27 protein-coding genes are annotated in these 25,191 nt (G+C 61.0%); 19 read left to right on the top strand and 8 right to left on the bottom strand.

Annotation, left to right across the window (positions count from 1 at the left end):
- The first annotated feature begins 5 nt into the window (after nt 1-5).
- The 3 genes from HMPREF3147_RS10285 to HMPREF3147_RS10275 all read left to right on the top strand — a co-directional run bounded on the left by HMPREF3147_RS10285 (nt 6) and on the right by HMPREF3147_RS10275 (nt 2,420).
- Nucleotides 6-1,451, top strand: coding sequence for a S1C family serine protease (locus HMPREF3147_RS10285; protein WP_070731063.1), 1,446 nt, complete (start codon nt 6-8; stop codon nt 1,449-1,451).
- A gap of 109 nt (nt 1,452-1,560) precedes the next feature.
- Nucleotides 1,561-2,154 carry a MogA/MoaB family molybdenum cofactor biosynthesis protein gene (locus HMPREF3147_RS10280; protein WP_010187605.1) on the top strand — a complete coding sequence of 198 codons (594 nt, stop codon included), beginning with the start codon at nt 1,561-1,563 and terminating at the stop codon, nt 2,152-2,154.
- Nucleotides 2,154-2,420: a hypothetical protein gene (locus tag HMPREF3147_RS10275; protein WP_070447232.1), complete on the top strand. Its 267-nt coding sequence runs from the start codon at nt 2,154-2,156 to the stop codon at nt 2,418-2,420. The genes HMPREF3147_RS10280 and HMPREF3147_RS10275 overlap by 1 nt, the downstream gene beginning before the upstream one ends.
- A 91-nt stretch (nt 2,421-2,511) precedes the next feature.
- On the opposite strand, the gene mscL is transcribed toward HMPREF3147_RS10275, so the two are convergent.
- The 3 genes from mscL to HMPREF3147_RS10260 all read right to left on the bottom strand — a co-directional run bounded on the left by mscL (nt 2,512) and on the right by HMPREF3147_RS10260 (nt 4,621).
- Entirely contained in the window at nt 2,512-2,940 is a 429-nt protein-coding gene (mscL, locus tag HMPREF3147_RS10270) for a large conductance mechanosensitive channel protein MscL (protein WP_070447230.1), read from the bottom strand.
- Nucleotides 2,941-3,318: 378 nt separating this feature from the next.
- Nucleotides 3,319-3,963, bottom strand: a complete 645-nt coding sequence (locus HMPREF3147_RS10265) for an SAF domain-containing protein (protein WP_070447228.1) — start codon at nt 3,961-3,963, stop codon at nt 3,319-3,321.
- A 91-nt stretch (nt 3,964-4,054) separates the two neighbouring features.
- Entirely contained in the window at nt 4,055-4,621 is a 567-nt protein-coding gene (locus HMPREF3147_RS10260; protein ID WP_070447226.1) for a 5-formyltetrahydrofolate cyclo-ligase, read from the bottom strand.
- Between the two features lie 70 nt (nt 4,622-4,691).
- Here HMPREF3147_RS10260 and HMPREF3147_RS10255 point away from each other — a divergent pair, with 70 nt between their 5' ends.
- The 4 genes from HMPREF3147_RS10255 to glpR all read left to right on the top strand — a co-directional run bounded on the left by HMPREF3147_RS10255 (nt 4,692) and on the right by glpR (nt 9,140).
- Entirely contained in the window at nt 4,692-5,621 is a 930-nt protein-coding gene (locus HMPREF3147_RS10255; protein WP_070447224.1) for a UTP--glucose-1-phosphate uridylyltransferase, read from the top strand.
- Between the two features lie 88 nt (nt 5,622-5,709).
- Complete coding sequence (gene glp, locus HMPREF3147_RS10250; RefSeq protein WP_070447222.1) at nt 5,710-7,002, top strand: molybdotransferase-like divisome protein Glp; 1,293 nt, start codon at nt 5,710-5,712, stop codon at nt 7,000-7,002.
- 18 nt (nt 7,003-7,020) lie between these two features.
- Nucleotides 7,021-7,737 (top strand): GNAT family N-acetyltransferase, encoded by a 717-nt coding sequence (locus tag HMPREF3147_RS10245; RefSeq protein WP_070447220.1) that lies wholly within the window; start codon nt 7,021-7,023, stop codon nt 7,735-7,737.
- Between the two features lie 170 nt (nt 7,738-7,907).
- On the top strand, nt 7,908-9,140 hold the full coding sequence (glpR, locus tag HMPREF3147_RS10240; RefSeq protein ID WP_246815774.1) for a divisome protein SepX/GlpR: 1,233 nt from the start codon (nt 7,908-7,910) through the stop codon (nt 9,138-9,140).
- A gap of 40 nt (nt 9,141-9,180) precedes the next feature.
- Here glpR and HMPREF3147_RS10235 read toward each other — a convergent pair whose 3' ends face one another.
- Nucleotides 9,181-9,798, bottom strand: coding sequence for a DNA-3-methyladenine glycosylase I (locus HMPREF3147_RS10235; RefSeq protein WP_083276489.1), 618 nt, complete (start codon nt 9,796-9,798; stop codon nt 9,181-9,183).
- Nucleotides 9,799-9,822: 24 nt separating this feature from the next.
- On the bottom strand, nt 9,823-10,326 hold the full coding sequence (locus HMPREF3147_RS10230; protein WP_070447214.1) for a methylated-DNA--[protein]-cysteine S-methyltransferase: 504 nt from the start codon (nt 10,324-10,326) through the stop codon (nt 9,823-9,825).
- A 54-nt stretch (nt 10,327-10,380) separates the two neighbouring features.
- Here HMPREF3147_RS10230 and HMPREF3147_RS10225 point away from each other — a divergent pair, with 54 nt between their 5' ends.
- Together HMPREF3147_RS10225 and HMPREF3147_RS10220 are read left to right on the top strand one after the other, a co-directional pair.
- Nucleotides 10,381-10,794 carry a DoxX family protein gene (locus HMPREF3147_RS10225; RefSeq protein WP_010187578.1) on the top strand — a complete coding sequence of 138 codons (414 nt, stop codon included), beginning with the start codon at nt 10,381-10,383 and terminating at the stop codon, nt 10,792-10,794.
- Entirely contained in the window at nt 10,781-11,470 is a 690-nt protein-coding gene (locus HMPREF3147_RS10220; protein ID WP_070447212.1) for a zf-HC2 domain-containing protein, read from the top strand. The genes HMPREF3147_RS10225 and HMPREF3147_RS10220 overlap by 14 nt, the downstream gene beginning before the upstream one ends.
- On the opposite strand, the gene HMPREF3147_RS10215 is transcribed toward HMPREF3147_RS10220, so the two are convergent.
- Nucleotides 11,467-13,080, bottom strand: a complete 1,614-nt coding sequence (locus HMPREF3147_RS10215; protein WP_070447210.1) for a dolichyl-phosphate-mannose--protein mannosyltransferase — start codon at nt 13,078-13,080, stop codon at nt 11,467-11,469. The two genes, HMPREF3147_RS10220 and HMPREF3147_RS10215, sit on opposite strands and share 4 nt — an antisense overlap.
- Before the next feature lie 38 nt (nt 13,081-13,118).
- On the opposite strand from HMPREF3147_RS10215, the gene rsmI reads away from it, so the two are divergent.
- From rsmI to HMPREF3147_RS10185, 6 genes are all read left to right on the top strand, one after another.
- Entirely contained in the window at nt 13,119-13,967 is an 849-nt protein-coding gene (gene rsmI, locus HMPREF3147_RS10210; RefSeq protein WP_070447208.1) for a 16S rRNA (cytidine(1402)-2'-O)-methyltransferase, read from the top strand.
- 305 nt (nt 13,968-14,272) lie between these two features.
- The gene (locus HMPREF3147_RS10205; RefSeq protein WP_070447206.1) at nt 14,273-16,117 is read left to right on the top strand and encodes a BCCT family transporter; all 1,845 of its coding nucleotides are present in this window, start codon (nt 14,273-14,275) and stop codon (nt 16,115-16,117) included.
- 75 nt (nt 16,118-16,192) lie between these two features.
- Nucleotides 16,193-18,025, top strand: coding sequence for a methionine--tRNA ligase (gene metG, locus HMPREF3147_RS10200; RefSeq protein WP_070447204.1), 1,833 nt, complete (start codon nt 16,193-16,195; stop codon nt 18,023-18,025).
- 4 nt (nt 18,026-18,029) lie between these two features.
- A complete protein-coding gene (locus HMPREF3147_RS10195; RefSeq protein ID WP_070447202.1) occupies nt 18,030-19,223 on the top strand; it encodes an MFS transporter in 1,194 nt (397 codons plus the stop codon).
- A gap of 101 nt (nt 19,224-19,324) precedes the next feature.
- Nucleotides 19,325-19,606, top strand: coding sequence for a type II toxin-antitoxin system RelE/ParE family toxin (locus HMPREF3147_RS10190; protein WP_070447200.1), 282 nt, complete (start codon nt 19,325-19,327; stop codon nt 19,604-19,606).
- A 34-nt stretch (nt 19,607-19,640) separates the two neighbouring features.
- Nucleotides 19,641-19,901, top strand: a complete 261-nt coding sequence (locus tag HMPREF3147_RS10185) for a HigA family addiction module antitoxin (protein WP_070447199.1) — start codon at nt 19,641-19,643, stop codon at nt 19,899-19,901.
- Between the two features lie 183 nt (nt 19,902-20,084).
- Here HMPREF3147_RS10185 and HMPREF3147_RS10180 read toward each other — a convergent pair whose 3' ends face one another.
- Complete coding sequence (locus HMPREF3147_RS10180; protein WP_070447197.1) at nt 20,085-20,588, bottom strand: GNAT family N-acetyltransferase; 504 nt, start codon at nt 20,586-20,588, stop codon at nt 20,085-20,087.
- Nucleotides 20,589-20,596: 8 nt separating this feature from the next.
- Nucleotides 20,597-21,091 carry a GNAT family N-acetyltransferase gene (locus tag HMPREF3147_RS10175; protein WP_083276487.1) on the bottom strand — a complete coding sequence of 165 codons (495 nt, stop codon included), beginning with the start codon at nt 21,089-21,091 and terminating at the stop codon, nt 20,597-20,599.
- A 24-nt stretch (nt 21,092-21,115) separates the two neighbouring features.
- Between HMPREF3147_RS10175 and HMPREF3147_RS10170 the strand changes: the two genes are divergently transcribed.
- The 4 genes from HMPREF3147_RS10170 to HMPREF3147_RS10155 all read left to right on the top strand — a co-directional run bounded on the left by HMPREF3147_RS10170 (nt 21,116) and on the right by HMPREF3147_RS10155 (nt 25,144).
- Nucleotides 21,116-21,940: a TatD family hydrolase gene (locus HMPREF3147_RS10170; protein ID WP_070447195.1), complete on the top strand. Its 825-nt coding sequence runs from the start codon at nt 21,116-21,118 to the stop codon at nt 21,938-21,940.
- 244 nt (nt 21,941-22,184) lie between these two features.
- Nucleotides 22,185-23,333 (top strand): resuscitation-promoting factor, encoded by a 1,149-nt coding sequence (locus HMPREF3147_RS10165; protein ID WP_070447193.1) that lies wholly within the window; start codon nt 22,185-22,187, stop codon nt 23,331-23,333.
- A 33-nt stretch (nt 23,334-23,366) separates the two neighbouring features.
- Entirely contained in the window at nt 23,367-24,209 is an 843-nt protein-coding gene (gene rsmA / locus HMPREF3147_RS10160; RefSeq protein ID WP_070447191.1) for a 16S rRNA (adenine(1518)-N(6)/adenine(1519)-N(6))-dimethyltransferase RsmA, read from the top strand.
- Entirely contained in the window at nt 24,206-25,144 is a 939-nt protein-coding gene (locus tag HMPREF3147_RS10155; protein WP_070447189.1) for a 4-(cytidine 5'-diphospho)-2-C-methyl-D-erythritol kinase, read from the top strand. Before rsmA ends, HMPREF3147_RS10155 begins: the two co-directional genes overlap by 4 nt.
- The last annotated feature ends 47 nt before the right edge of the window (nt 25,145-25,191 follow it).

The following is a 25,191-nucleotide window of genomic DNA, read 5'->3' as shown; positions in this document are numbered from 1 at the left end:
CGAACATGGATAGTCCCATGGATAACCCGCTGAACTCTGATGGACGGGGGCAGGCGCAACAGCGCGGCGAGGCATCTTCGGCGGGAAGCGAATCGAATGGTTGGAATCAACCGCGCACCAACTCGTGGGAGTCTGGCGGGCAGGCCCCTTATGGGGGCCAGCAGGGGCAGGGGAACCGACCTTTGTTTGGTGCTCAGCCCTCCCAGGTTCCCTACGGCGCGCAAGCGCCTTATGGCGGAGCGGGCTACGGCTTCGGCCAACCCAATCAGAGCAGCCAGCAGTTGCAGAATCCGACGCAGCCTTATGCAGGACAACAAGGTGCGGGCGTGCACGGCGTGCAGCCGGGCCGCGATCAGAAGAATAAGCGCAAAGTAGGTCTGGGCACTGCGCTGGCAATGATGCTCGTCGCAGCCGTCGCTGCTGGCGGTGTCACCGGTGCGGTGGTCGGCGCGGCGGGCAAGGACAAGTCTTCCACTTCGACCGTCAACGAAGTATTGGAACGTCAGCCAGTGGCAAATAGCACCGGCCAAGAGCCGGCTGATGGCTCTGTGGAAGAAGTAGCGTCGAAGGTTCTCCCGGCAGTGGTCTCCATTTACTCCATAACCCGCTCGGGTGGTGCTGAGGGCTCCGGATCCATCATTTCCCCGGATGGCTATGTGCTGACCAACCACCACGTGGTTGCCGGTGCGGACCAAGGAGGGCGCCTAGAGGTGACAATGAATGACGGCTCGCGTCATAGCGCTACATTTGTTGCGTCGGATGCGACGACGGATGTTGGCGTCATCAAGATTGATGATGCCAATGACCTGCCCTACCTTCAGTTTGGGGATTCGGACGCTGCTGCAGTGGGGCAAGAAGTAGTCGCAGTTGGTTCCCCGCTGGGGCTCAACGCAACGGTAACGTCGGGAATTGTGTCAGCCAAGAACCGCCCTGTTCGTGCCTCGCAGGAAGGCGGGGAGTCCTCGCTGATCGACGCTATTCAGACCGACGCAGCCGTAAACCCCGGTAACTCCGGTGGCCCCTTGGTGGACATGGAGGGCAACATCATTGGCATGAACTCGATGATTGCCTCGCTGTCGAGGGGCTCGAGTTCCGAAGGCGGTTCCATTGGTTTGGGATTTGCAATTCCTTCGAACTTTGCCAAGCGCATGGCCGATGAGCTCATCAATAACGGCAGGGTCAAGCACCCCACCTTGGGCGTTAAGGTTCGCGCGCAGAGCGAGACCCAAGGCGCAGAAATCGTCGACGTGGAACCTGATAGCCCGGCTGATAAGGCAGGGCTGAAGTCCGGTGACGTGGTCACCCGCGTTAATGAGCGCCTCATTGAAAGCTCTGATGCCCTGATCGCGGCAACCCGTTCCCAGGAGTTTGGTGCAACCGTCACTCTCGAGGTGAAGAGTCGCGACAGCGAAGATGCGAGAAAGGTAGAGGTAACGCTGGCAAGCGAGTAAGTTTACAAATACTTGGGCGGTGCGCCAGCACCGCGTGAACCTCGCACCCTGACACCTTTTCAAGAAACTACTTCCGGAAGATTCCGTCCCACCTTTAAGGAGAACCTCCGTGGCAGACAACACCGACGCAACCGAGCTGTTGGGGCGCGATGCCTCACGCGAACTCGATGATGTTACCGAACCCGATGACGCCTTCCTCATTGCCAGCGAACAAGAGCAAAGCGTTCAAGCGCCGCGCCGCGCGCTCGTTGTGATCGTCACCGATCACCCGGATGAAGCGGCCCAGGACACATCGCGCTTGGCCGGTGAATTGCTGGCTGAAGCCGAGTTCACCGTTGACGGTGCAGTGATCGTCCGCTCGAAGAAGTCCAAGATCCGGCAGGCTATCGAAACCGGCGTGGTCGGGGGAGTAGACCTGGTGCTCACGATTGGCGGCACGGGAGTCGGCCCGCGTGATAAGACCCCGGAGGCAACCCGCGCGGTGTTGGACCAAATGGTTCCGGGCGTGGCGCAAGCGTTGCGCTCTTCCGGCCAGGCTTGTGGCGCGGTGGATGCGTGCACCTCCCGCGGCATTTCGGGCGTGTCTGGGTCAACGGTCATCGTCAACGTCGCTTCTTCCCGCGCGGCGGTGCGCGATGGCATGGCCACTTTGACGCCGTTGGTGCATCACCTCGTTGATCAGCTGCAGAAATCCAGCGTCTAATGGCCGAGCCCACACCGCGTACCCCGCGGGCGCGCCGTCGCGTGAAACGTCCGTCGACCGCCAAGAATTACGACCGCAGCTTCGATGTCCCTCACGGGCCAATGTCTGGGGCCGCTGGCTCTTCTTCCGCCGCAGGGGCCGATGAGCTGCGCACCGTGAGCTTTGATATGGACGCAGGCGGCCCCGGTGGTGACAACGAGGACGAGGTCACGGGGGAGGCCTTCTACCGCGAGAACATGCCGCCGCATTTTGGCACCACACAGTAGTGCGTGAGCAGCGTGTGAAGGCAAAAGAAAATCCCGCAGAACTCCGGCGAAATGCCGGTTCTGCGGGATTTTTAGGCTTGGGGCTTCTGGCTTAGATGTTGGAGCCAGGCTTGTTGGTGGTCGTGCCACCGTTTTCAGCAGCGAGCAGGTCGCGGATCTCGCCGAGTAGCTGCTCGGTGGTCGGAGCCGGCTCCTCCGGGTCAACGCCCTGGCGGCGCTTTGCGTGCTCGGTGACGGCGTTGATCGGAGCAACGATGACGAAGTAGATGACAGCGGCAACGATGAGGAAGTTGATAAGGGCGGTGATGACTGCACCGAAGTCCAGGAAGGTCTCCGGGTTATCGGTAATTGCGAAGCCCAAGCCACCAAAGTCTGGGGAGCCGAGGGAGTTAATCAGCGGCTGGATGATGTGATCGGTGATGGAGGTAACGATCGCGGTGAAGGCGGCACCGATGATGACTGCTACGGCCAACTCGATGACGTTGCCGCGCAGGATGAAATCTTTAAAGCCCTTGAGCATGGTGGTGGTTGTCCTATCTACGGGGGGTAGGTGCTTCTTGTGTCTTAAGCGTCTGCTTTGTGTAGTCCGCACTGTGTGCAGGCGCGCTGTTCAGAGAAGTCGGAGAAAAGCAGGCATAGAGCAATAATGCTCTCTAAGAGAGGCTCTAGATGCGCAGGGACTCCAACGGAAGACGAAGCATGTGGAAATACTGGAATAGCGAAAGCCACTTCTGTGCGCCATCCTGCAGGTGGTGCCGCGGGGGTCGCGCGGCAGTCACGAGACTGCAAGAGCATAAAGCGCCCGAGTGGATGTGCCTATAGTAGGCAGAGTTTTCATGTCGTGGCAACATCTTGTGGAGGTTTACCAGTGCAAACGCGATGATCTTCACAACATGGCTTAACTGTGGGCGCGGTCGCCCACAATGACAACCGTGAGCGGTTGTGTAAGAGAAGCGGCCGCGACGGCTTCGGCTGCCTCAGCAGGAAGGGCGACGAGGAGTGTGTGCGTGCGCGCATCTTCTTCGTCAGTGCCCACCGATACGACGCGTGCGCCCCGTGCAATTGTCGAGCCACGAGTGGGAGCAGAAATGTCGTCGCTGTCGTCGACCGTGCTGACGATATTGACTGTATCGCCGTGATGGAGGTTTCGGCCAATTTCTGGCTCAGCCAGGGTAAGCGGGATGAGGTGGCCGTCCTCCATCCCGAAATCCGCGATGAGATCAGAGCTGAGAAGGCGGGTGCTGGTGAGGATTTCACCGGCGCTAGCCGCTGCCACCAGAACACGCCCTACTGCATCTTCCGGGTTGCTCCCCAACGCCGTGGCGGGCAGAGCGGAGGAGGGGACGCGCGCCACGGAGACATCGCTTAGCGCCAGCGTCTCGCCAGCGGCGACGTCCCGGGCCATGACCACGACGCGGGGCTGCTCGCGGGTAGAGGCGAGGGCACTCGCCGCCGCGGCAAGGAGCAAGACTGTGGCTGCTATGCGGCGAAGGATAACGCTACGTTGATGCCCCGGAGTGCGCAGAACGTGAAGAAAACCCATGCCTTTTTAGACTGCACGCGGCGCCGTATGGTTCCCGAAAAATCGATGGAAAGCGCACAAGCCAACGAAGCGTGCGAGACAAGGGTGCTGGCTACAGCCAGCGCATTCCGCGCTCGGTGAGGATGCCATCGACTGGCCGGTCGTGCTCCTCGAAAGGAACCTCGCGGACCTCGGTGGAGTGAACTAGCGCGACGACGGGCGGGTGCCCAGTGGGTAGCGGGGTGAGCGCGCGGTCGTAGTAGCCGGCGCCTTTTCCGAGGCGCATGCCTGACTCGCTCACCGCCATCGCGGGCGCCAAGATGAGGTCGAGGTGCGCCAAGATATCGCTACTGTGGCGTTGCCCGACGGGCTCTGCAATCCCTAATGCCCCCGGGCACATGGCCTCCGGCCCGCCATACAGCGTCCATAAAAGCTCACCGTCTTTGCCGGAAATGGGCAGGTAAACCTCCTTGCAGAGTGTTGCCACAGTCTCTACGAAGTTGGGCCCGCCGGGCTCTGTGCCCAGTGGGTGGTAGGCGGCAACTCGCATCGCGGGAGTGAGCAACTCACCCACGCCGGTGCACCACGCGGCATTGTCATCAGCGCGCTGCTCGGCGCTGCGCTCGCGCCGGGCGTTAAGGAGTAAGGATCTTAAGGCGTCCTTGTGGGAGGTCGTCATGGGCTTTAATCATAGCGGGATGGCGTAGCGCAGCACGGGGGCGCGGGGGCTGCATTGTAAAGTGGAAATTATGGCTATTGCACACGAGGATTCCCATACCGGGATCACTACGGTCGTTGTCCCCGCTGCTGGCATGGGCACTCGCTTTTTGCCCGCCACCAAGACCGTGCCGAAGGAGCTGCTCCCCGTCGTTGATACGCCGGGCATTGAACTCATCGCGGAAGAGGCCGCGTCCGTGGGCGCCCAGCGCCTTGCGGTGATTACCGCGCCGAACAAACAGGAAGTGATGCGGCACTTCGAGGAGTTCCCCGATCTCGTCGAGACCCTCGACGCCCGCGGCAAAGATGAGCAGGTAGCCAAGGTCAAGCGCGCTGCTCAGTTGATCCACCCGATTTCCGTGGAACAGGAAAAGCCGCTGGGCCTGGGCCACGCGGTGGGCTTGGCGGAATCTGTGCTGGAGGATGACGAAGAATTCTTCGCCGTCATGCTCCCGGATGACATTGTCCTGCCGGCCACCGTCATGGGGGAGATGGCCCGCGTTCGTGCAGCGCTGGGTGGTAGCGTGCTGTGCGCCTTCGAGGTGTCGCGCGAAGAGACCTATAACTACGGCGTCTTCGACGTCGAGGACACGAACGCGCCGGGAGTGAAGAAGGTCGTGGGCATGGTGGAAAAACCGGACCCGGCTGATGCGCCCTCGAATCTCGTGGCTACTGGGCGCTACCTGCTCGATAGGAAGATTTTTGATGCCCTTCGCCGTATCGAGCCAGGTAAGGGTGGGGAACTGCAGCTGACTGACGCCATCGAGCTCCTTATTAAGGAGGGGCACCCCGTTCACGTCGTAGTCCACCAGGGTAAGCGCCACGACTTGGGCAACCCGGGCGGCTACATCCCGGCCAACGTTGACTTTGGTCTGCGTGATGAGAAGTACGGTCCTGCGCTCTACAAGGCAATCAAGAAGATTGTGGAGGACTACGAAGAAGAAAAGGGGTTGAAGGGCTAAGCCTTCACACGTCCAGCGCGCTAAGCTCTACTCCAGTAACTTCCATCCCTTTAGGCCCCACATACCCCAGAGTAAAGGCAGGCGGTACATGCGTTCGGTCGATGACCAGATGGCGTTCATTCTTGATGCAGCGATGACACCTGAACCGGTACGCATCGCCATCGCGAATGCCCTAGGTCTCAAGTGTGCGGAGGAGGTGCAGGCAAACCAGCCGCTTCCGGGCTTTCCGCAAGCAGCCATTGATGGCTACGCCGTGCGTGCCGTAGACGTCGGGGGAGAAAAAGCCCTCAAAGCGCGCTCGCGCCACGACTCCGAGGACGCGGATGCTCCCATCACGGAGACGGAGGTTGAACGTTCTCTGCCTGTAGTGGGGGAGGTTCCCGCAGGTTCGCGCCAGCCTTTGCGTTTGCAGCCCAAGCAAGCGGTGCGCGTCTACACGGGTGCGCCGTTGCCGACGCTTGCCGACGCCGTCCTTCCCCTCGAATGGACGGACCGCGGCCGTAAGCGCGTGACCTCCCACCGCCCGGTACGCTCGGGCGACTTCGTGCGCCGCGTGGGCGATGACATTCAGCCCGGGGATGTTGCCGTGTCTTCCGGAACCATCCTGGGCCCAGCACAGATTGGCTTGCTCGCGGCTGTGGGGCGCTCAAAGGTCTTGGCGTATCCGCGTCCACGCGTGACCATCGTGTCCTATGGCAAGGAGCTTGTCGACGTCGACCGCGAACCCGGCCTGGGTCAAGTCTTCGACGTGAACTCTTATTCGCTTGCAGCAGCCGCGAAGGAAGCCGGAGCGGATGTGCATCGCGTCGGCATTGCCGCCGGTGAGCCGCGCCGCGTGCGCGAGGCCTTGGAAACCTACCTGGCGCGCAGCGAGGTACTGGTGATCTCCGGCGCCGTGGGCGGTGCGGGTTCGGAAGAAATCCGCGAGGTCCTCGATGAGTTGGGAGACGTGGATACCTCACGCGTAGCCATGCACCCAGGCTCGGTCCAGGGCTTCGGGTTGTTGGGTGAGGAGCGCATCCCGACCTTCCTGTTGCCCTCGAACCCGGTATCCGCGCTGGTGATCTTCGAGGTCTTTGTGCGCCCGCTGATCCGGCTCTCCCTGGGCAAGCGCAGCGGCCAACGCCGCATGGTGCGCGCACGCGTGCTTAATCACATGGAATCCCGCCCGGGGCGCCGCGGCTATATTCGTGCCCGGCTCATGCGAGATGCAGACACCTCCGACTACCTGGTGGAAGGACTGGGCGGCGCGGCTGGCGCGCCGGCGCATTTGCTGGCTGGACTATCCGAGGCCAACGCGATGATCCGTATCCCGGAGGAAGTTACAGAGATCCGCCCCGGGGACGTGGTGGACGTCCTGTTCCTGACCCAACGCGCCTAGCTGGTCACCGCCGACATCATGCTTGATCCTTTCGGTACCGCCGCGGGGCGCTTTTCCACCCCCGCCAGCGGTGAGGCAAACCCCGACCATCCGGGGTGGCCAGAAGCTACGCCTGCGGTCCGATTGCGAGAATCTCGTGTCTTCCCGCGCGGCGCGACAGTGCGCCTGCGCCCCCTGCTGCGCCGGGACGGTGAGTCTTGGCGGTGGCAGCGCATCGAGGATAGGGATTTTCTTAAACCGGTGGAGCCGACTCTGCCGACGTCATGGGATGCGGCACATTCGCAGTCGGCATGGTGGAATCACTTGATGTTTCTGCGTGATTCGGCTCGCGCCGGAACGGTGGTGCCGCTCGTCATTGATGTCGACGGGCAGTTCCGGGGTCAGTTGACCTTAGGCAATATCCAGCACGGAGGGGTCAGCGAGTGCTGGATTGGCTATTGGGTTCATTCCGCGGTACACGGCGCGGGGGTGGCTACTGCCGCCTGCGCTCTCGGAGTGGACCATGCCTTTTACCGTGTAGGGCTGCATCGTGTGACGGCCACCTATCTGCCGGAGAATCCTGCTTCCGGCAAGGTACTGCACAGCAACGGGTTTCGGGATGAGGGCTTCCTGCGCCGGAACCTGCATATCGACGGTGCGTGGAGGGATCACCACTTCTTGGCACTGAACCGTGAGGATTTTGCGTCCGGGGCGGTCGAGCGCTTGCGCGCGACGGGCCGCCTCAGCGGTGCTTAGCCAATGCTGAACCGGTCGATATTTTGGTCAACTACCTCTGCTTTCACTTAAGTAACAACCTTGTAATTTATGGGCTCGTTGATGCCCACAGGCCAGGGCTGGGCGGCTAGAGTAGGGGCCTAGTTATATTCCCTTTTCGTCGACCCCTGAAAGTGGGACACAGCCGCATGATGACTGCCGTGCCGATCATTCTCGTAATCGTGTTGTGGCTCTTCATCCTCGCCCCGTTGCTTTTGCGTTCGCAACGCCCGATGAGCCATACAGGTGAGGCCTTTGAAGAGACCCGCGTGCTCTTCGAAGGCGATTCCGGCTCCGTGCCGGGCCGCCGTAAGCCGCGCTTGGGTAAGGAAGATATCCGCATGAGTTCCCAGGCAGAGGCGCAGGCTGGTGCTGAGGAGGCAGACTACGAGCTGGTCGAGGCCGAAGGAGTCAGCGAGGATTCTCAATCCGGCCGTGTTGAGACCGCTGCGACTGATGCTGCCGCGCAGCCAGATGTCGCCGACACGATTGACGGCGAAGTTGTTGAGTCTGAAGATGCGGAAGAGGATTTCGAGCTAGCAGCGGAACCTGAGCATGATGCCAACAAAGAGCACGACCTCGATAATGACATCGAGAGCGTCGAAGCGAACGCCGCCGAGGTTTTCACGGCTCCAGCCAACGCTAGTGTCGCAGAAGATGCCTACGGCTTGGATGACTCCTATACCTCTCCGGTCGATTTGATGTACCCGGGAGCTATTGATTCTCTGGACCAGACGCCGGAGGACTCCAGCGCCGAGGAAACAGACGGCGCTGATGATGCTCCGGAGCAGGAAGAGACCACAGCGGTTGACGGCGAGAGCATTGATGTCGCAGATACGAACTCTGCGGACCCTGAAACCAATGGCAGCGATACCGAGCTCTCCGCGGAAGAGGTTGCCTTTGCGCAGCGCCGTCTTGGCCGCGGCGGCTGGGATCCTGTGAAGGAGAAGGAGGCTTCGGCCACGCGTTACCAGCGCCGCCAGCGCACGCTCATTGGCCTAGCCGTGGCAGTGGTCGCAACGGTATGCCTGGGCATCGTCGTGGGCGGTTGGACGTGGTGGTTGGCGGGCATCGCTGGTGTTGTGACCACGGTCTACTTGGTGGCGCTGCGCGCCCAAGTGCGCCGCGAGCAGGAGCTACTTCGTCGTCGCGTCTACCACCTGCGCCGTGCGCGCCTGGGTGTGCGCAACGCGGAAAATCCTGCTGAGTCGCTGCCGCCGAACCTGCGCCGGCCGGGCGCCCTCATCTTGGAAATCGATGATGAAAGCCCGGATTTTGATTACCTTCCGGTGTACTCGGAGGATGATTCCGACGGTGGTTTCGACGGCCCCCATCCCTCCCCGCGCCAGCGGCGTGATGATCTCGCGGCACGGCGAGTCGGTTAAGTGGCACGCGAGTGTGTCTTGTGCCTAAGCGCGCTGAGCGCTAGGCCGACCACACTCCCGAGCTCCCGCGGCGATGTGAGCCCAGAAGGTGGGCATCCACCATCCCGATGGCCGTCATGAGGGAAAAGCAGGTCACTGGGCCGACGAACTTGAACCCGGCCTTCTTCAAAGCCTTGGACATGTCCAAGGCTTCTTTTGTGTATTTCGGGATATCTTCTTCGCTTTCCGGCGCGATGGTTTCTTCAGGCAAGAAGCTCCATATGAATTCGTCCAACCCGCCCTGCTCGCGCAAGGCCACCGTGGCTCGCGCGTTAGCGAGCACCGCGTTGATTTTGAGACGGTTGCGAATAATTCCTGGATTGTTCATCAAACGCTCGACTTCCTCCTCACCAAAGCTGGCCAGAAGGTCCGCATCAAACCCCACGAAAGCAGCGCGGAAAGCATCACGCTTGCGCAGTACTAGCTCCCAGCTCAGCCCTGCCTGGAAGCCTTCCAGACAGAGGCGTTCCAGCAGCGCGGATTCTTCGTGGACAGGCATGCCCCATTCAGTGTCGTAATACTCCTTGAGCAGTGGGGAAGTCATTGCCCACGCGGGGCGGCCAAGCCCTGCCGCGTCATAAACAAGTCTCGTATCATTTGCCATTTGTGTACTAGTCATGCCTTTTTAGACTGTAATACTCACTCATTGGTTCCCCGCTTCGTGCTCCAGCAGTAGCCGCTTTGCGGCAACGCCCCCGCGGTAAGACCCCAAGCCGCCGCTTGCTGGTACGACGCGGTGGCAGGGCACCACGATAGGCAGAGGGTTGCTGGCGCAGGCGCTGCCTGCGGCGCGGGCAGCTTGGGCGCTCCCAGCCGCGGAGGCAAGGCGTGAATAGGTCCAGCGCTCACCGAAGGGAATATCACGAAGCGCGCGTTGTGCTCGGGCGCGGAAGGTGTCAGGAGATGCAGGGACGTCGAGTAGCAGCTCGAAGTCTCGCCGCGTGCCGGCGAAGTATTCGGTGATCTGTTGGGTGGCCGCGACGAGAACCTTAACGCTCGACCAGGCGCTATCTGAGCGAGCGGTGAGGCGCCGCTGGCCGTTGAGATTTGGGGCCTCGTCAGGGAAATACACCTGCGATAAGCCTCGCGCGGACCCTACGAGGGTGAGGCGGCCGAGGGGAGTGTCCAGTGGAGTCCACAAGTGCATGCTGGGAGGGAGTCCTTTCGGAGAGAGGTGGCCATCCAGGGTAGTCTATGAACCATGAATAGACCCGCCGTACGCGATGCCGCGCTCCTGATCTTCCGCGCGGTACTGGGAGTCATCTTCGTGGCGCACGGTGTAGACAAGATGTTTTTTAGCGGAATGGATGAAATAACCGGGCAGTTTTCCGCACTTGGTGTCCCGCAGCCGCATACTTCCGCGTACTTGGCTGCCTTCGCAGAAATGCTGGGAGGCGCGGCGCTGGTCGTAGGCCTGCTCACCACCTTTGTGGCGGGGGCTTTGGCTCTCCTCATGGCCTGTGCTTTGTATTTTGTGCACATGGGCAATGGCCTTTTTGCAGCCGATGGTGGCGTCGAGTATCCGCTGGTTCTCATCGTGTCGCTGCTCATGATTGTCGTTTTTGGCTCTGGCCGGGCCAGCGTGGATGGGGTGCTGAGCCGTGCTGACGCATGAGCAGGTGCAGGCGGCCATTTCCGCACAGCTGGACGGGGAAGCCCCGCAGCTCTCACCGGATGTTATTGAAGCGCACGTATCGGGATGCCCCGAGTGCGCGGCTTTCCGGGATAAGGCGGCAGCCCTAACACATTCCTTGAGCCTCGTGGAACCGGCAGGCGTTCCGCCGCAAGACTTGTCTGAGGTGATCCTCGCCGGCGTGGAGCCGGAATGGCAGCGCGCTTCCAGCACGCGGCAGGCGTCGCTGACGTTGGCGCGAGTATCCCTCGGAGTGTTGTCCCTGGCGTTTTTGGTGTGGGCGGTCGTGGTCGTTGTTAGTGCCTCAGGTTTGACCACCTTATCGAGCGAAGGAACCCTCGCGGAAGGGGCTGACCCAGGGCGCGCGCACCTGCTGATGGAGGCTGCGGCGCTGCGTTTCGGCCTTGCAAGTGGCTTGGCTTTTGCGGCATGGCGCCCCGCTTCGGCACCTGGATTGTTGCCGGTAGCGTGCACGATGTTCGCATTCCTGTGCGGTTTTACCATGCGCGATTTTGCCCTGGGCAGCGTCGCCGCGGGGCAGGTTTATATCCTCATCGGCACGGGCTTGGCCACCGCCAGCTTGGGCTGGGCCTGGGCGGCGGACCGGGGATTCCTGCTGCGGGATATTTACCGGACGTTGTCCGCTAGCCCGCGTTAGGACCAAGATGGCAGCCACATCATGGAGCTGTACCACGAATCCGGTATGAGGTATCCATAAAGAATCGGGGAGAAGTAGGCGAACATCGCCACCACGAGCGCGGCGTAACACACCGTGAGGAAGGTACCCAAGGGCATCGCGGTACCAAAGAGTCCTGTGAGCCAGCGCCACTGCACAACACGGCCGCGCCCAATCATTTGTCCCAAGGCCAGAGATATCAGCACGATGACAAATGGGATGAACGCCGTGGCGTAAAAGAAATACATTTGACGGTCGAAAACGGCCAGCCAGGGCAGGAATCCCGCCGCGGCACCCACGAGCGGGATGAGGAAGGCGCGGTTGCGGCGAACGAGCAGGGACCACAGGCCCCACAGCACAGCTGGGATGACCAGCCACCAGATGGCGGGAGTGCCAAAGAGATACAGCATCTTGCGGCAGGAGTTGCCGTCCCCGCAGGAGATGTCCGTGGCGGAGTAGTAGAGGATAGGGCGTGCAGCCACCAACCAAGCCCACGGCTTGGAATCCCAGGGGTGGCTGTGCCCACCGGAGGTTGTCAAAGAGGCATGAAACTCCAACACGGAAGAGTGGTAGTAAAACCAGCCGGCGAGTGGCTCGGGGAGATGGAGCAACCAAGAGCCCTCTTCAATAGTGCCGTCTACTTTGGCGTGGCGGTAAACAGCGGTTTCATCAGCGAACCACGCACGCCAAGACCAGGTGTACAGTGCCACAGGAACCGCGACGATCGAGGCGAGGGCCGCTGGCGTATCGCGTACCAGCGTGCCCACGATGTAGCGGCGCACGCCGTAGAGGCGGCGCAGCGCGAGGTCCGAGAAAACGCTCATCAGACCGAAGAACATGATGTAGTACAGGCCGGACCACTTGACCGACAACGTCAGCCCCAGGAAAACGCCGGCCGTAAAACGCCACCACCGGAACCCAAAACGGGGCCCGAAGTCGGAGTCACCCATGGTCCCCGACACGAAGGCGGCGTGGAGGCGCTCACGCATCTGCTGGTGATCCCGCGCCAAAGCCCACGCGGCGGCAACCACAAAGAAGACTTGGAAGATGTCGAGCATTCCGAATTTGGAGGCTACGAGCAGTACGCCATCGCACACGGCGAGCAGGCCAGCCAGGAATCCCACCTGCCACGAACCAGACAAGCGGCGAGCCAGCGCCATGGTGAGCATTACTGTGCCCACTCCGAAAAGCGCGGCCATGGCCCGCCATCCCAGTGGGGTATAGCCGAAAAGCGCTTCTGATATCGCGATGATCTGCTTGGCCAGCGGCGGATGCACAACCAAGCCGTAGCCCGGGTTAGATTCAATACCGCCGAGGAAGAGGTTGTGCCAGCTGGTGACCATGTCCCAGGCCTGCGGAACGTAGTGCTTTTCGTCGAAGACGGGTGTGCCTTCAGAAACCGGAGCAGCCAGACCAATGAATCGTGTGAGAAAAGCCAAGACACCAATGATCGCAGTGCTGATCGAGTCGGCCCGGGTCCAGGTGTAGGGCCGAGGGGCAGGCGGTGCCGGCCGGGTATGGGCGCCACGCGTGGCGGAGGGGCGCGTGCGCTTGCGGCGGCCAGATCGATCTGTAGGGGTTGCGGTACTCACCCGGAAGAGTCTAGCTTGCATGTGCAATGCTGGGGAGTATGAGTCTTCAGCTTGAACCCCTGCCCCGCGGTGTCATCCTCGCCGCCACGCCGCTGGGAAACCCCGGTGATGCTTCCGCCCGTCTCATGCACGCTTTGGGCCACGCAGATGTGATTGCCGCGGAGGATACTCGCCGTGTCCGCAACTTGGCCCAGGCGTTAGGAGTAGAAATCCGCGGCAAGGTGGTCTCCAACTTCGACCACAACGAGGAGGAGCGCTCACGCACGTTGGTCGCCGCTGCCCAGACGGGAACCGTACTTGTCGTGTCGGATGCCGGCATGCCGGTAGTTTCTGATCCGGGGCACTCCATCGTGACCGCCGCCGTGGAGGCGGGCGTGCCCGTGACGTGTTTCCCCGGGCCCTCTGCGGTGCCGACTGCCCTCGCCCTGTCGGGCTTAGGGGTAGGCCACTTTCTCTTCGATGCTTTCCCGCCGCGCAAGCCCGGCCCGCGTAAGGCGTGGCTCGAGTCCTTGGTGGGGGAGCAGCGCGCTATTGCTTTCTTCGAGTCCCCACACCGTTTGGCGCAGACGCTTGGCGACGCCTCTGAGATCCTCGGCGCCGACCGTCGCGCTGCAGTGTGCCGCGAGCTGACGAAGACATATGAGGAGATTAAGCGTGGTTGCTTGGGCGAGCTTGCCGAATGGGCGCAAGAGAATGCGCGGGGTGAGATCACCGTAGTGATCGAGGGCGGTGATGCCGCACCCGTGTCGTTGGAGACCCTCGTGGAGCAGGTCCGCGCAGAGGTTGAACGCGGCGTGCGGGCCAAGGATGCCTGCAAGCAAGCCGCCGCGGGAACGGCGTGGTCCAATCGTGAGCTTTATGATGCCTACCTTGCTGCCCGTGGCTGAGCTGCACGAATAAGAACAAGTGATGGCCGTCTCTTTCGCGGGAATCGTTATGGCATCGTTATGTCACCCGGCGTGGTCGCGGCGCGCGCGGTAGGGACGCCATACCTCGGAAATGCTTCCAAACAGGCTGGCAAGCTGCACAGTTGCGGTACAGAACCGGCAGTTGCAGTGGAATAACGGTCGCGTAAAGAAGCTCGTGACAGATGCTTGAGGAACGCTATATGCCCGAAATGCATGTGGCGAATAGTCTTTTTGTTTCTGATTTAGTTTGACTAGTTGATGAGACAGCACCAAGGTCGGTAGGTATGACAGACTCGACCAATTCAGACAATGTGAAGGACACGGAGGTGTCTTCGGCTGCCTCCCAAGAACAGAGCTCGCCGGCGGCGGTGGAGGACTACCGCACTGTCGACGAGCGCCTCGAGGCATCCTCAGCCACGAGCCAGCTCCAGGATATGCTCACCAACAAGGCGTTCGATCCTGCGGCTGCAGCTACCCCAGTAGAAGAACAAGAAGAAACCGACGAGTTTGGGCCCGGCGGCATCGATTCACCGATTGACTGGACCATTGTGGGGTTCGCCGGTCTGCTCATCGCTGCCATCGTGGCATGGGGCTTGGCAGCGCCGGAGAGCTTTGCTTCCTTCTCTGGTAACGCGCTGAGCTTTGTTGTGAATAACTTTGGATGGGCCTATGTGCTCTTCGGGACCATCTTCGTTATTTTTGTTATTTGCATTGCTGCTTCTAAGTTCGGCACCATTCGCTTGGGCAAGATCAACGAAGAGCCGGAATTCTCCACGGTCTCTTGGATTGCGATGATGTTCGCGGCCGGCATGGGCATCGGCTTGATGTTCTACGGCGCATCCGAGCCACTTAATTACTTTAAGAACGGTGTCCCAGGCCATAGCGAGCACGAGGTAGGAACTTCGATGGCCACGGCCATGTTCCACTGGACCCTGCACCCGTGGGCTGTATATGCCATCGTGGGTCTCGCCATTGCCTATTCCACCTTCCGTATCGGCCGTAAGCAGCTGTTAAGTCAAGCCTTCGTGCCACTGATCGGTCAGCGCGCGGCCGATGGCTTCGTTGGCAAGATCATTGATATCTTGGCCATCTTTGCCACAGTCTTCGGTACCGCATGTTCACTGGGACTGGGCGCTATGCAGATTCAGGCCGGGTTGGAAGCCTCCGGAATCATTGAGAACCCGACTCAGAAGGTCGTCATCGGCATCGTTCTCGTTTTGACCTTGGCCTTCCTTCTATCTGCCATGTCCGGCGTGGGTAAGGGTATTCAGTACCTGTCCAACACCAACATGGTTCTGGCGGCTCTGCTGGCCATTTTCGTGTTCATTTTTGGCCCCACGGTGTCGATCCTGAACCAGATTCCGGGTTCCATTGGTAACTATCTGGCGAACTTCACTGAGATGATCGCTCGTACCGCCGAGTCTGACAACGGAACTGCTGGTGAGTGGCTGTCGACGTGGACCATCTTCTACTGGGCTTGGTGGGTTTCCTGGTCGCCGTTCGTGGGTATGTTCCTCGCCCGCATTTCCCGTGGTCGTTCCGTCCGCGAGTTCTGCGTTGGCGTGCTTCTCGTCCCGGCTGGTGTCTCCACTGTGTGGTTTGCCATCTTCGGTGGTACCGCTATTCACATGGAGCAGAAGGGCAACTCTATCTCCGGTGAATCTGCCGAGCAGGAGCTGTTCAACCTTTTGCAGAACCTGCCTGGTGGTTTCATTGCAGGCATCGTTGCCGCTCTGCTGCTGGCTACGTTCTTTATTACGTCGGCCGACTCGGCGTCGACAGTCATGGGCTCGATGTCCCAGTCCGGTGCAACCACCGCTAAGCCGTGGCTATCCGCAGCGTGGGGTGTGCTCACTGCAGCCGTCGGCCTGACCCTGCTGCTGTCGAGCGAGGATTCCCTATCGAACCTGCAGAACGTCACCATCGTGGCAGCACTGCCATTCCTCTTTATCCTCGTTGGACTCATGTTCGCTATTTTCAAGGACTTGAGTAACGACGTGATTTACCGCGAGTACCGCGAGTCCCAGGCCTTCCAGCGCAAGCTGGCGCGTGAGCGTCGCCTCCACCGCGAGTTCCAGCGCGAACAGGCCTTCAAGGCCCGCCGCCGCCAGCACAGCAACAAGAGCTAGTTCTGGCGCGAGCATTTCTCTGATACACCCCCTCACTGCATTGCCGGTGAGGGGGTGTTCGATAGAGTAGAGGCCATGACTGAGACAGTTGTCGTTAATGTTGCTTGGCCCTATGCCAACGGACCCCGCCACATCGGACACGTGGCGGGTTTCGGCGTTCCTTCCGACGTGTTCGCCCGCTTCCAGCGAATGCGTGGCAACGACGTCCTCATGGTTTCCGGTACCGACGAGCACGGCACCCCGCTGCTCGTGCAAGCGGATAAGGAAGGCGTGACGGTTCGTGAACTGGCGGATCGCTACAACCGTCAGATTGTCACTGATCTGGCTGGGCTCGGCCTGTCTTATGATCTCTTTACCCGCACCACCACCCGCAACCACTACGCCGTGGTGCAGGAGCTGTTCAAGGGGCTGTACGAGAACGGCTACATGCTTAAGGAGACCACCCAAGGCGCTATTTCGCCGTCCACGGGCCGTACCTTGCCCGACCGTTATATCGAGGGCACCTGCCCGCTGTGTGGCGCCGAAGGCGCGCGCGGTGACCAGTGCGATAACTGCGGCAACCAGCTCGATCCGGTAGATCTCATCAACCCGGTGTCCAAGATCAACGGTGAAACCCCAGAGTTCATCGATACCGAGCATTTCCTGCTGGACCTGCCTGCGGTCAAGGACGTCCTCGAAGAGTGGCTGAAGACCCGTGAGGATTGGCGCCCGAACGTCCTCAAGTTCTCCCTTAACCTGCTGGAGGATATGCGCCCGCGCACCATGACCCGCGATATCGACTGGGGTATTCCCATCCCGGTGGAAGGCTGGGAGGACAACGGCGCGAAGAAGCTCTATGTGTGGTTCGACGCGGTGATTGGTTACCTGTCTTCTTCCATCGAGTGGGCCCACCGTACCGGTAACCCGGAGGCCTGGAAGGACTACTGGCAGAACCCGCAGGCGCGTCACTACTACTTCCAGGGCAAGGACAACATCACCTTCCACTCCCAAATCTGGCCAGCGGAACTCTTGGGTTACGCGGGCAAAGGCTCCAAGGGCGGTGAGCTGCACACCTATGGTGAGCTCAACCTGCCGACGGAGATTGTGTCTTCGGAATACCTGACCATGTCTGGTTCTAAGTTCTCCTCCTCCAAGGGCGTCGTTATCTACGTCAAGGACTTCCTGGAGGAGTTCGGCCCGGATGCGCTGCGCTACTTCATTGCCGTGGCTGGCCCGGAAAACAACGACACCGACTTCACCTGGGATGAGTTCGTGCGCCGCATCAACAACGAGCTTGCGAACGGCTGGGGCAACCTGGTCAACCGCACGGTGTCGATGGCCCACAAGAACTTCGGCGAGGTCCCGGCTCCTGCGGCGCTGGAGCCGGCAGACAAGGACATACTGGCGCTGGCGAAGGAGACCTTCACCACCGCCGCGGAATTCCTCGAGCAGTCCAAGTTCAAGCAGGCCATGACCGCCATCATGCACGTCGTCGGCGAGGCCAATGCCTACGTTGCTGCGATGGAGCCGTGGAAGCTGGCCAAGGATGAGACTCAGCGGGAGCGTCTGGCCACCGTGTTGTGGACCGCACTGCAGGTGGTCTCCGACTGCAACGTGATGCTGACCCCGTTCCTACCCTTCACCGCACAGAAAGTGCACGAGACCCTGGGGCGTGAGGGCGTCTGGGCCGCACAGCCGCGCATTGAGGACGTGGTCGATGATATGCCGGTCGAGCTCGTTGGCGTAGACCTCCCGCCGGAGAACCATCCCTACCCGATCATCACCGGTGACTACTCGGCGCAGCAGGCTGCGTGGAAGCGTGTCGACATTACTCCGGGTACTGCGCTGCAGAAGCCGAAGCCGTTGGTGGCTAAGCTCGATCCGGAGCTCGGTGAGACCGGCCCAGAGTGGGCCCCGGTTCAGAAGTAAAGGCGTGGGCTCGGCGTTTCGGCGCTCCCTGGCGCCCGTCCTACTCTTTGTCGTTGTCTGTCTGACCGCGCTAAACCTGCGTTCGGGCATTGCCTCCGTGGCACCGGTGCTGGGGCAGATCCAGGACTTCTTCGGGATTAGCTCCGGCCAGGCGGGTTTGCTTACCGCACTTCCGGGGCTGTGCTTCGCGGCCATGGGTTTGGCAGCGGTTCCCCTCGCGCGCCGCGTGGGGCTAAGCCGTACCTTGGCCGGCGGCACGCTGGCCTTGGTCGTGGGGCTTGGCCTGCGTCCATGGGTAAGTAGCTTTTCGCTTTTCGTAGCGCTTACCCTATGCGTTGTTGCCGGCATCGCGCTGGCAAATGTGCTGCTTCCCGCATGGATCAAGCAGCATGGGTCGGGCCGCACGCTGGTGGCGCTGATGACCACCTACACGACGATGTTGGGCGTTTCCAGCGCCCTCGGCCCGCTGTCCGCGGTGACACAAAAATCGTGGCAAGGTGCGTTGTGGATCTGGTGTCTTCCCGCCATTGCCCAGTTAGTGGCTTGGATAGTGGTCCTTCCGCAGGCTGGAAGGGACGTCGCCCACGGAACGGTTGATGGCGCGGGCGCGCAACGTCCCATGTTCACCTCGCCCACAGCGGTGGCCATGCTCTTTTTCTTTGGATTGCAGTCCACCATGGCCTATGTCCAGATGGGCTGGCTACCGCGCATGCTGGTGGAAAAAGGCGTGGGTGAGAACACCGCCAGCGTGGCACTTGCCGTCATCGGTGTCTTCAACATTGCCGGCGGCGTTGTCATGCCGTGGCTCATTTCTCGCTTGGACCGCCTCACACCCGTACCTATTGTGCTGGCGCTATGCACATGCGCTGGGTGGGGTGGGGTTCTCGTGGCTGCGGACGCCGCCCCGCTGGCCTGGGCCAGCCTCATGGGGATCGGCGGCATGTGTTTCCCGCTGGCGCTGGCGCTGCTCACCGCCCGCACGCGGAGCGCGCTGACGACCGCGCGGTTGTCCGGCTTCGTTCAGCCGGGCGGCTACATCCTAGCGGGCCTGGTACCGCTGTCCGTGGGAGTGGTGCGCGGGGCCACCGGCGATTGGACCGCTGTGCTTATTGGACTCATGGTGCTCAGCTTGTGCATGCTAGTCGTGGGCCTGCGTGCGACGACGCATGTCTACATCGACGACGAGCTCGCCGCCTAGCCGGTTCTCGACAGTTGGGGTAGCTTTTGTGTTACAACGTTAGATAGAGTTAACGTCTCGCGTTATTGACGTGTTGCGTTATAGGGGGGTATGGTGCGTTTATGATTCAGTCGTTCGCGGATAGGGCCACTGAGCGTCTATGGAATCGAGAGAGGGTGCTCTCGATTGATTCACGTATTCACTCGGTAGCTCTTCGCAAGCTGAGGCAATTGGGCTACGTTCAGAGGCTCGATGAGCTTCGGATTCCTCCAGGAAATAGGCTCGAAGCTTTGAAGGGCGATCGGCGGGGTCAATATAGTATTCGTATCAATGACCAATGGCGGATCTGCTTCCGGTGGACCGCTTTAGGGACAGAGGAGGTTGAGATCGTTGACTACCACTAACAAGCTCCGCCCGGTGCACCCAGGTGAAATCCTTATGGAGGACTTTCTCAAGGGCATGGGGATTACCCAACACAAACTCGCTGTTTCGATAGGGGTCCCGCCTCGACGTATTAACGAAATCGTCCACGGAAAGCGGGCTATTACCGCCGATACGGCTCTTCGCCTTGCCAAGTACTTTGGAATGTCCCCACAATTTTGGCTCGGGCTGCAGACTCACTACGACTTGGACGTCGCAGAAGACAAAATTCTTGCTGAGTTGGACGATATTGTGCCGCTTCAGGCAGCGTCGGCTTAACACGTTTGCCGTCTGTGACCGCGTAGCGCAGGATAAGTTGTTTAAGCCGAAGTCGCCGTTGTTGCCAAAGTTTCCCGCTTTGCCTCAAGATCTGGCCAGATCTTTGGCAACAATGGCAGTGCCGTCACTGAGGCGGGGCGTAAGACAGTGCCGTCGCTGGGGTGGGGCGTCAATCAAGCCGCTTTAGGGGCGGTCGAAGTCGTGCTGTAGGTGCACCAGACCGAGGCGGACGCCATCTTTGGTGTGGATATTGGGCATGCGGCCGGTTTCCACAAATCCGAACTTTTTATGCAGGGCAATGGAGGACTCGTTGGTGTCCACGATGTAGGTAATCATCGTCTCCACGTAGTCATTTTCCTTCGCGTGATCCATGAGCGTGTCCATGAGCTCGCTGCCCACGCCCATGCCGCGCGCAGACTCCGCAATATAGATAGAGTCCTCCGCCGTGCCGTAGTAGATAGCCGGGGTGACAAACTGGAAGTAGGCGGCCCAGCCAACGATTTCGTCGTCGTCCACGGCCACATAGACGGGAAAACCTTCCTCCTCCATCTGCGCGAGCCACTTTTCGCGGTCCTCTACGGACTCCTGCCAGGTGACGAGGTTAGTGGCCGGCTTCGCAGCGGAGGCGGCATTGTAGATGGCGGAGATTGCGGGGGCGTCGGCAAGCTCTGCGGGACGAACGTGCATGATGTTCCTTAAACCATGAGTTGCAAGTGGGTGAGGTCTATCCAGCGCCCAGCTTTGCGGCTGACTTCTTTTAACGTTCCTACAGTGGCAAAGCCGAACTTCTCATGCAACTTGATGGATGCGGCGTTGTCGGCCACGATGAGTGCCAGCAGCGTATGGACCTGCTCCGCCTCGCGGGCATGCTGAACTACTGCATCAAGCAAGCGCGTGCCTACCCCGCGGCCGTGGGCGGTGGGTTCAACGTAGATCGTCGTCTCGTAGCAGCCCAGCCACACCTTCGGATCGCGGTAAGGGCGGTAGAGCGCCCAACCCAGATAGGTTCCGCCATCATCGAAAGCCACAAAACAAGGGCAGTTCTCGCGGCGCAACCGGTGCAGGTACTTGGTACGTTCCTCAACGGTGGCGGGTTCGCTGCGAAAAATGAAGTGGGTCTCCCGGATAGCCCAATTCAGGGTGGCGGTCATTGCGGGGACGTCGGCGTCCGTCGCTTCACGGATAATCATGCGCGCAAGACTACACTCGCAGCCATGTCTAAGAAGAAGCCACGCCCCACGCCCGTGCCCGCCGAAGGTATGAGCCAGCTTATCGACGCCCATACGCACCTCGCCTCCTGCCGCGACGCCGACGCTGACCTTGTTGCCCGCGCTCATGCTGCTGGAGTTGAGCGCATCGTCACCGTGGGTGATGGTTTGGCCGAGGCGGAGAAGGCTTTGGCCGCAGCACACGAGTTCGACAACGTGTATGCGGCCTGCGCGATTCACCCGACGAAGGCTCAAGAACTCGATGAGGCCGCCCGCGCGCGCCTGATCGAGATGGCAGCGGACCCACGCTGCGTGGCCATTGGGGAAACGGGGTTGGATACCTACTGGATTCACCACGAGCCGGAGCGCACCGCACCCCTTGAGGTCCAAGAGGAAGCGCTGCGCTGGCACGCCGAGTTGGCGGCGAAGGTGGGCAAGACACTGATGATCCACAATCGTGAGGCTGATGAAGATCTTATGCGCGTACTGGGGGAGTGCGCCCAGGCGCCGAAGGTGATGCTGCACTGTTTCTCTTCACCGTTGGAGGTAGCCAAAGAAGCCCTTGAGCGCGGTTATGTTCTTTCCTTCGCTGGCAATGTGACTTTCAAGCGCAACGAAGAAATGCGCCAGGCCGCAGCGCTTGCCCCAGCCGGCCAACTGCTCATTGAGACGGATGCGCCGTATATGACACCGGAGCCTTTCCGCGGTGCGCGCAACGAACCATCCTTGATCGGACACACCTATCGCTGCGTGGCCGAAGCGCGCGGTCAAAAGGTGGAGGATTTGGCTGCCGAGGTGACTGATACCTTCGCGCAGGTCTTCGGAGTGTGACGATTCTCACCCAACGCAAAAGTGCTGCTCATAGGTGGCGTGCGTGCTTGTTGTGGCAAGTGTGTTGCTAGTGGTCCTGGCGTGTAAATACGTCTCGATCGTTGAGTTCTGTTACCGTATCGTTATTCAAAGTTAGTCCGGCCTTGATGTTGCCGGCCGGCGCGCCCAGAGTGCGCCATGACAGGTGCCAAAGGTAGGAAGCTGCCTTTCGTGCACACAGCATCGCAGAGACGAGTAAAGGTTTATGTCCCCGAAGAAGCAGATCAAGCGAATCAATAACTCCCGCTCCTTGCCGCTGCGCATGGCCACCGGCGGTGTGCTCGGCACCCTCGCCGTGGGCGGTGTTGTTGCCGTTGGTGCCCAGAAGGACATCACGCTCGACATCAATGGTGAGACCACCGAGCTGGCTACCTTCGCTGGCGATGTCAACGCCGCTCTCGAAGCTGCGGGCGTCAACGTCGGGGGAGAAGACGTTGTTTATCCCGCACTGTCAGAGCAGGTTTCCGACGGTGATTCGATCACCGTTCGTACCGCTAAGCCGGTTGCGGTGACCATCGATGGTGTTGAAAAGCAGCTTTCCTCCACTGAACTCACGGTCTCTGACCTATTGGGCGGCCTCGATGGTATCGCCCCGGGAGCTGCCATCACTTCCGGCTCCAAGACCGTGAAGGAGGATGAAACGGTGACTGAGGGCATGAACCTTGAGGTTACGTCCCCGAAGATCATCAAGATTTCTGACGGCGGTTCCGTCTCCTACGCCAGCGTTGCCGCTAAAACCGTAGAAGACGTGCTGGAAGCCCGTGGTATCACCGTGGGCAAGGACGACCGAGTATCCCCAGCGTTGGATACCCCGGTTAAGGCCGGCACGGCCATCACTGTGGACCGCGTCGAGATTTCCGAGGAAGAAAAGACCGAAGACTTCGATGCCCCCGCCAACTTTGTCGACGATCCTGAGTTGGAAGAGGGAACCGAGGAAGTCCGCGAGGAAGGCACCCCTGGTTCCCGTACCGTGACCCGCAAGATTGTGAAGGTCAACGGTAAGGAAGAGTCCAACGAGATCATCAAGGAAGACGTCCGCACTGAGGCTGTCGCCGCCGTGATCGCGCGCGGCACCAAGCCCAAGTCCACCGCCCCGGCCGTTGCCGAGGGCTCCGTGTGGGATGCCCTGGCGCAGTGTGAGGCTACCGGCAACTGGTCCATCAACACCGGCAACGGTTTCTCCGGTGGCCTGCAGTTCACCCCGTCGACCTGGGCTGCTTTTGGCGGAACCGAGTACGCCCCGCAGGCATGGCAGGCCTCCCGCGAGCAGCAGATTGCTGTGGCCCAGAAGGTTCAGGCCGCACAGGGCTGGGGTGCATGGCCCGCCTGCACCTCGAAGCTTGGTCTGCGCTAAAGCTTCCGAGCCGCGCGTATTAGTCTGGATGACATGACACAACCCCACCTGCTAGGCCCGGTGGAAATCCGCGAGCTCGCCGCTGAGCTCGATGTGACGCCGACGAAGAAGCTGGGCCAGAACTTTCTCCATGACCCCAACACCATCCGGCGCATTGTTGCCGCTGCGGACCTGAGTTCGGAGGATCGCGTGGTGGAAGTCGGCCCTGGTCTGGGTTCGCTGACCTTGGGGCTGTTGGGAGAGGTGGAGCACGTCACGGCAGTCGAGATTGACCCGCGTCTGGCAGGCAAGCTCCCAGACACTGTGGCCGCGCGGGCGGGCGACTTTGCGGAGCGCCTCACCGTGGTGGAGAAGGATGCACTCACCGTTGAGGCGGGGGAGCTGGGGGAGCCGACCGCCTTGGTGGCCAACCTGCCCTATAACGTGGCGGTGCCGGTGCTGCTCCACCTGTTGGAGGTCTACCCATCGATTCGCCGTGTTCTGGTCATGGTGCAGCTGGAGGTAGCTGAACGCCTCGCCGCCGTGCCGGGCAGCAAGGTCTATGGCATACCGAGTGTGAAAGCATCTTTTTATGGCCCCGTCCGCCAAGCCGGCACGATTGGCAAGAACGTGTTTTGGCCGGCACCCAAGATCGAGTCAGGACTGGTGCGTATCGACTGCACCCGCCCTTTCGACGAGGAGCTGCGACCACGGCTCTTTGCGCTGATCGACGCCGCCTTTGCCCAACGCCGCAAAACGCTTCGCGCCGCCTTAGCGGGCTTTTATGGTTCCGCCGCGGCAGCAGAGGAGGCGTTACGCGCGGCGGAAATCGATCCGCGCCTGCGCGGTGAGAAGCTGGGCGTGGAGGACTTCGTTCGATTGGCGGAAGTCTCATGAGCAAGACGGTAAACGAGTCCCCGCAGCTTTGGCAGGCGCGCGCCCACGCCAAGGTCAACCTACACTTGGGCGTCGGTGAGGCCCGCGCGGATGGTTTCCACGAGCTAGCTACCGTCTTCCAGTCTCTCGACGTGCACGATCGCGTGAGCTACCGCTGGAGCGAGGGAAGCACCGTGGAAGTCACCGGCAACCATGCGAAGGGCGTTCCGGCAACGACCGAGAATCTGGCATGGCGCGCGGTGGAATTGGTGGCACAGAGCCTCATGCTGCCGGCTGCTGGAACGCTCACGATGGAAAAGAGTATCCCGGCCGCCGGCGGCATGGCTGGCGGTTCTGCCGATGCCGCCGCAGCCCTGCTTCTGGCTAATCAGGCGTTGGGTACCGAGTTTGGCCGCGAGCCGCTCAGTATGGAGAAGCTCTACGAGCTTGCCGCGGATCTGGGTTCCGACGTTCCTTTTACCCTCATGGGTGGCACGGCCTTGGGGCGCGGGCGCGGCGAGCTCTTGACGCCGATGCTCTCGCGTGGGCGTTATATCTGGGCAATCATCACCAATGTGGAGGGCTTGTCAACGCCCTCTGTCTTCCGCAAGCTGGACGAATTGCGCGCTGCCGGCCGCGGAAGCACACCGCACCTCGACACTGAAGCCGTGGGGCAAGCCCTCGTGGGCGGCAACCCTCGCGAGCTCGCCGCGGTGATGCACAACGACCTCCAACCGGCAGCCCTTTCGCTACGCCCAGACCTGCGCAAGATTCTTGATACTGGTGAGGCCGCCGGCGCCCTCAAAGGGATTGTCTCCGGCTCTGGGCCAACCTGTGCCTTCCTCTGTGAAGATGAGGAGACCGCGCAGGAAGTAGTGGCCCAGGTCTGCGCCGATAACCGCGGCACCAATGGCCTAGTAACCACGGGACCGGCGTCAGGCGCCACCCTGTTGTAGGGGCAGCGGCTGCGTTCTTCGTTCAGCCACGCTGAGACACTAAGATG

It is taken from the genome of Corynebacterium sp. HMSC05D03 (assembly GCF_001807205.1).
In the GTDB taxonomy this organism is placed as follows: domain Bacteria; phylum Actinomycetota; class Actinomycetes; order Mycobacteriales; family Mycobacteriaceae; genus Corynebacterium; species Corynebacterium aurimucosum.
The sequence above is the reverse complement of the archived record's forward strand: the minus strand, read 5'-3'. Positions and strand labels throughout refer to the sequence as shown.

What these genes read in the sequence shown, in the direction of transcription:
- HMPREF3147_RS10285 (WP_070731063.1), top strand. Translation starts at nt 6, where the DNA reads ATGGATAGTCCCATGGATAACCCGCTGAACTCTGATGGACGGGGGCAG.
- HMPREF3147_RS10275 (WP_070447232.1), top strand. Translation starts at nt 2,154, where the DNA reads ATGGCCGAGCCCACACCGCGTACCCCGCGGGCGCGCCGTCGCGTGAAA.
- mscL (WP_070447230.1), bottom strand. Translation starts at nt 2,940, where the DNA reads ATGCTCAAGGGCTTTAAAGATTTCATCCTGCGCGGCAACGTCATCGAG.
- HMPREF3147_RS10265 (WP_070447228.1), bottom strand. Translation starts at nt 3,963, where the DNA reads ATGGGTTTTCTTCACGTTCTGCGCACTCCGGGGCATCAACGTAGCGTT.
- HMPREF3147_RS10260 (WP_070447226.1), bottom strand. Translation starts at nt 4,621, where the DNA reads ATGACGACCTCCCACAAGGACGCCTTAAGATCCTTACTCCTTAACGCC.
- HMPREF3147_RS10255 (WP_070447224.1), top strand. Translation starts at nt 4,692, where the DNA reads ATGGCTATTGCACACGAGGATTCCCATACCGGGATCACTACGGTCGTT.
- glp (WP_070447222.1), top strand. Translation starts at nt 5,710, where the DNA reads ATGCGTTCGGTCGATGACCAGATGGCGTTCATTCTTGATGCAGCGATG.
- HMPREF3147_RS10245 (WP_070447220.1), top strand. Translation starts at nt 7,021, where the DNA reads ATGCTTGATCCTTTCGGTACCGCCGCGGGGCGCTTTTCCACCCCCGCC.
- glpR (WP_246815774.1), top strand. Translation starts at nt 7,908, where the DNA reads ATGACTGCCGTGCCGATCATTCTCGTAATCGTGTTGTGGCTCTTCATC.
- HMPREF3147_RS10235 (WP_083276489.1), bottom strand. Translation starts at nt 9,798, where the DNA reads ATGACTAGTACACAAATGGCAAATGATACGAGACTTGTTTATGACGCG.
- HMPREF3147_RS10230 (WP_070447214.1), bottom strand. Translation starts at nt 10,326, where the DNA reads ATGCACTTGTGGACTCCACTGGACACTCCCCTCGGCCGCCTCACCCTC.
- HMPREF3147_RS10225 (WP_010187578.1), top strand. Translation starts at nt 10,381, where the DNA reads ATGAATAGACCCGCCGTACGCGATGCCGCGCTCCTGATCTTCCGCGCG.
- rsmI (WP_070447208.1), top strand. Translation starts at nt 13,119, where the DNA reads ATGAGTCTTCAGCTTGAACCCCTGCCCCGCGGTGTCATCCTCGCCGCC.
- HMPREF3147_RS10205 (WP_070447206.1), top strand. Translation starts at nt 14,273, where the DNA reads ATGACAGACTCGACCAATTCAGACAATGTGAAGGACACGGAGGTGTCT.
- metG (WP_070447204.1), top strand. Translation starts at nt 16,193, where the DNA reads ATGACTGAGACAGTTGTCGTTAATGTTGCTTGGCCCTATGCCAACGGA.
- HMPREF3147_RS10190 (WP_070447200.1), top strand. Translation starts at nt 19,325, where the DNA reads ATGATTCAGTCGTTCGCGGATAGGGCCACTGAGCGTCTATGGAATCGA.
- HMPREF3147_RS10185 (WP_070447199.1), top strand. Translation starts at nt 19,641, where the DNA reads ATGGAGGACTTTCTCAAGGGCATGGGGATTACCCAACACAAACTCGCT.
- HMPREF3147_RS10180 (WP_070447197.1), bottom strand. Translation starts at nt 20,588, where the DNA reads ATGCACGTTCGTCCCGCAGAGCTTGCCGACGCCCCCGCAATCTCCGCC.
- HMPREF3147_RS10175 (WP_083276487.1), bottom strand. Translation starts at nt 21,091, where the DNA reads ATGATTATCCGTGAAGCGACGGACGCCGACGTCCCCGCAATGACCGCC.
- HMPREF3147_RS10170 (WP_070447195.1), top strand. Translation starts at nt 21,116, where the DNA reads ATGTCTAAGAAGAAGCCACGCCCCACGCCCGTGCCCGCCGAAGGTATG.
- HMPREF3147_RS10165 (WP_070447193.1), top strand. Translation starts at nt 22,185, where the DNA reads ATGTCCCCGAAGAAGCAGATCAAGCGAATCAATAACTCCCGCTCCTTG.
- rsmA (WP_070447191.1), top strand. Translation starts at nt 23,367, where the DNA reads ATGACACAACCCCACCTGCTAGGCCCGGTGGAAATCCGCGAGCTCGCC.
- HMPREF3147_RS10155 (WP_070447189.1), top strand. Translation starts at nt 24,206, where the DNA reads ATGAGCAAGACGGTAAACGAGTCCCCGCAGCTTTGGCAGGCGCGCGCC.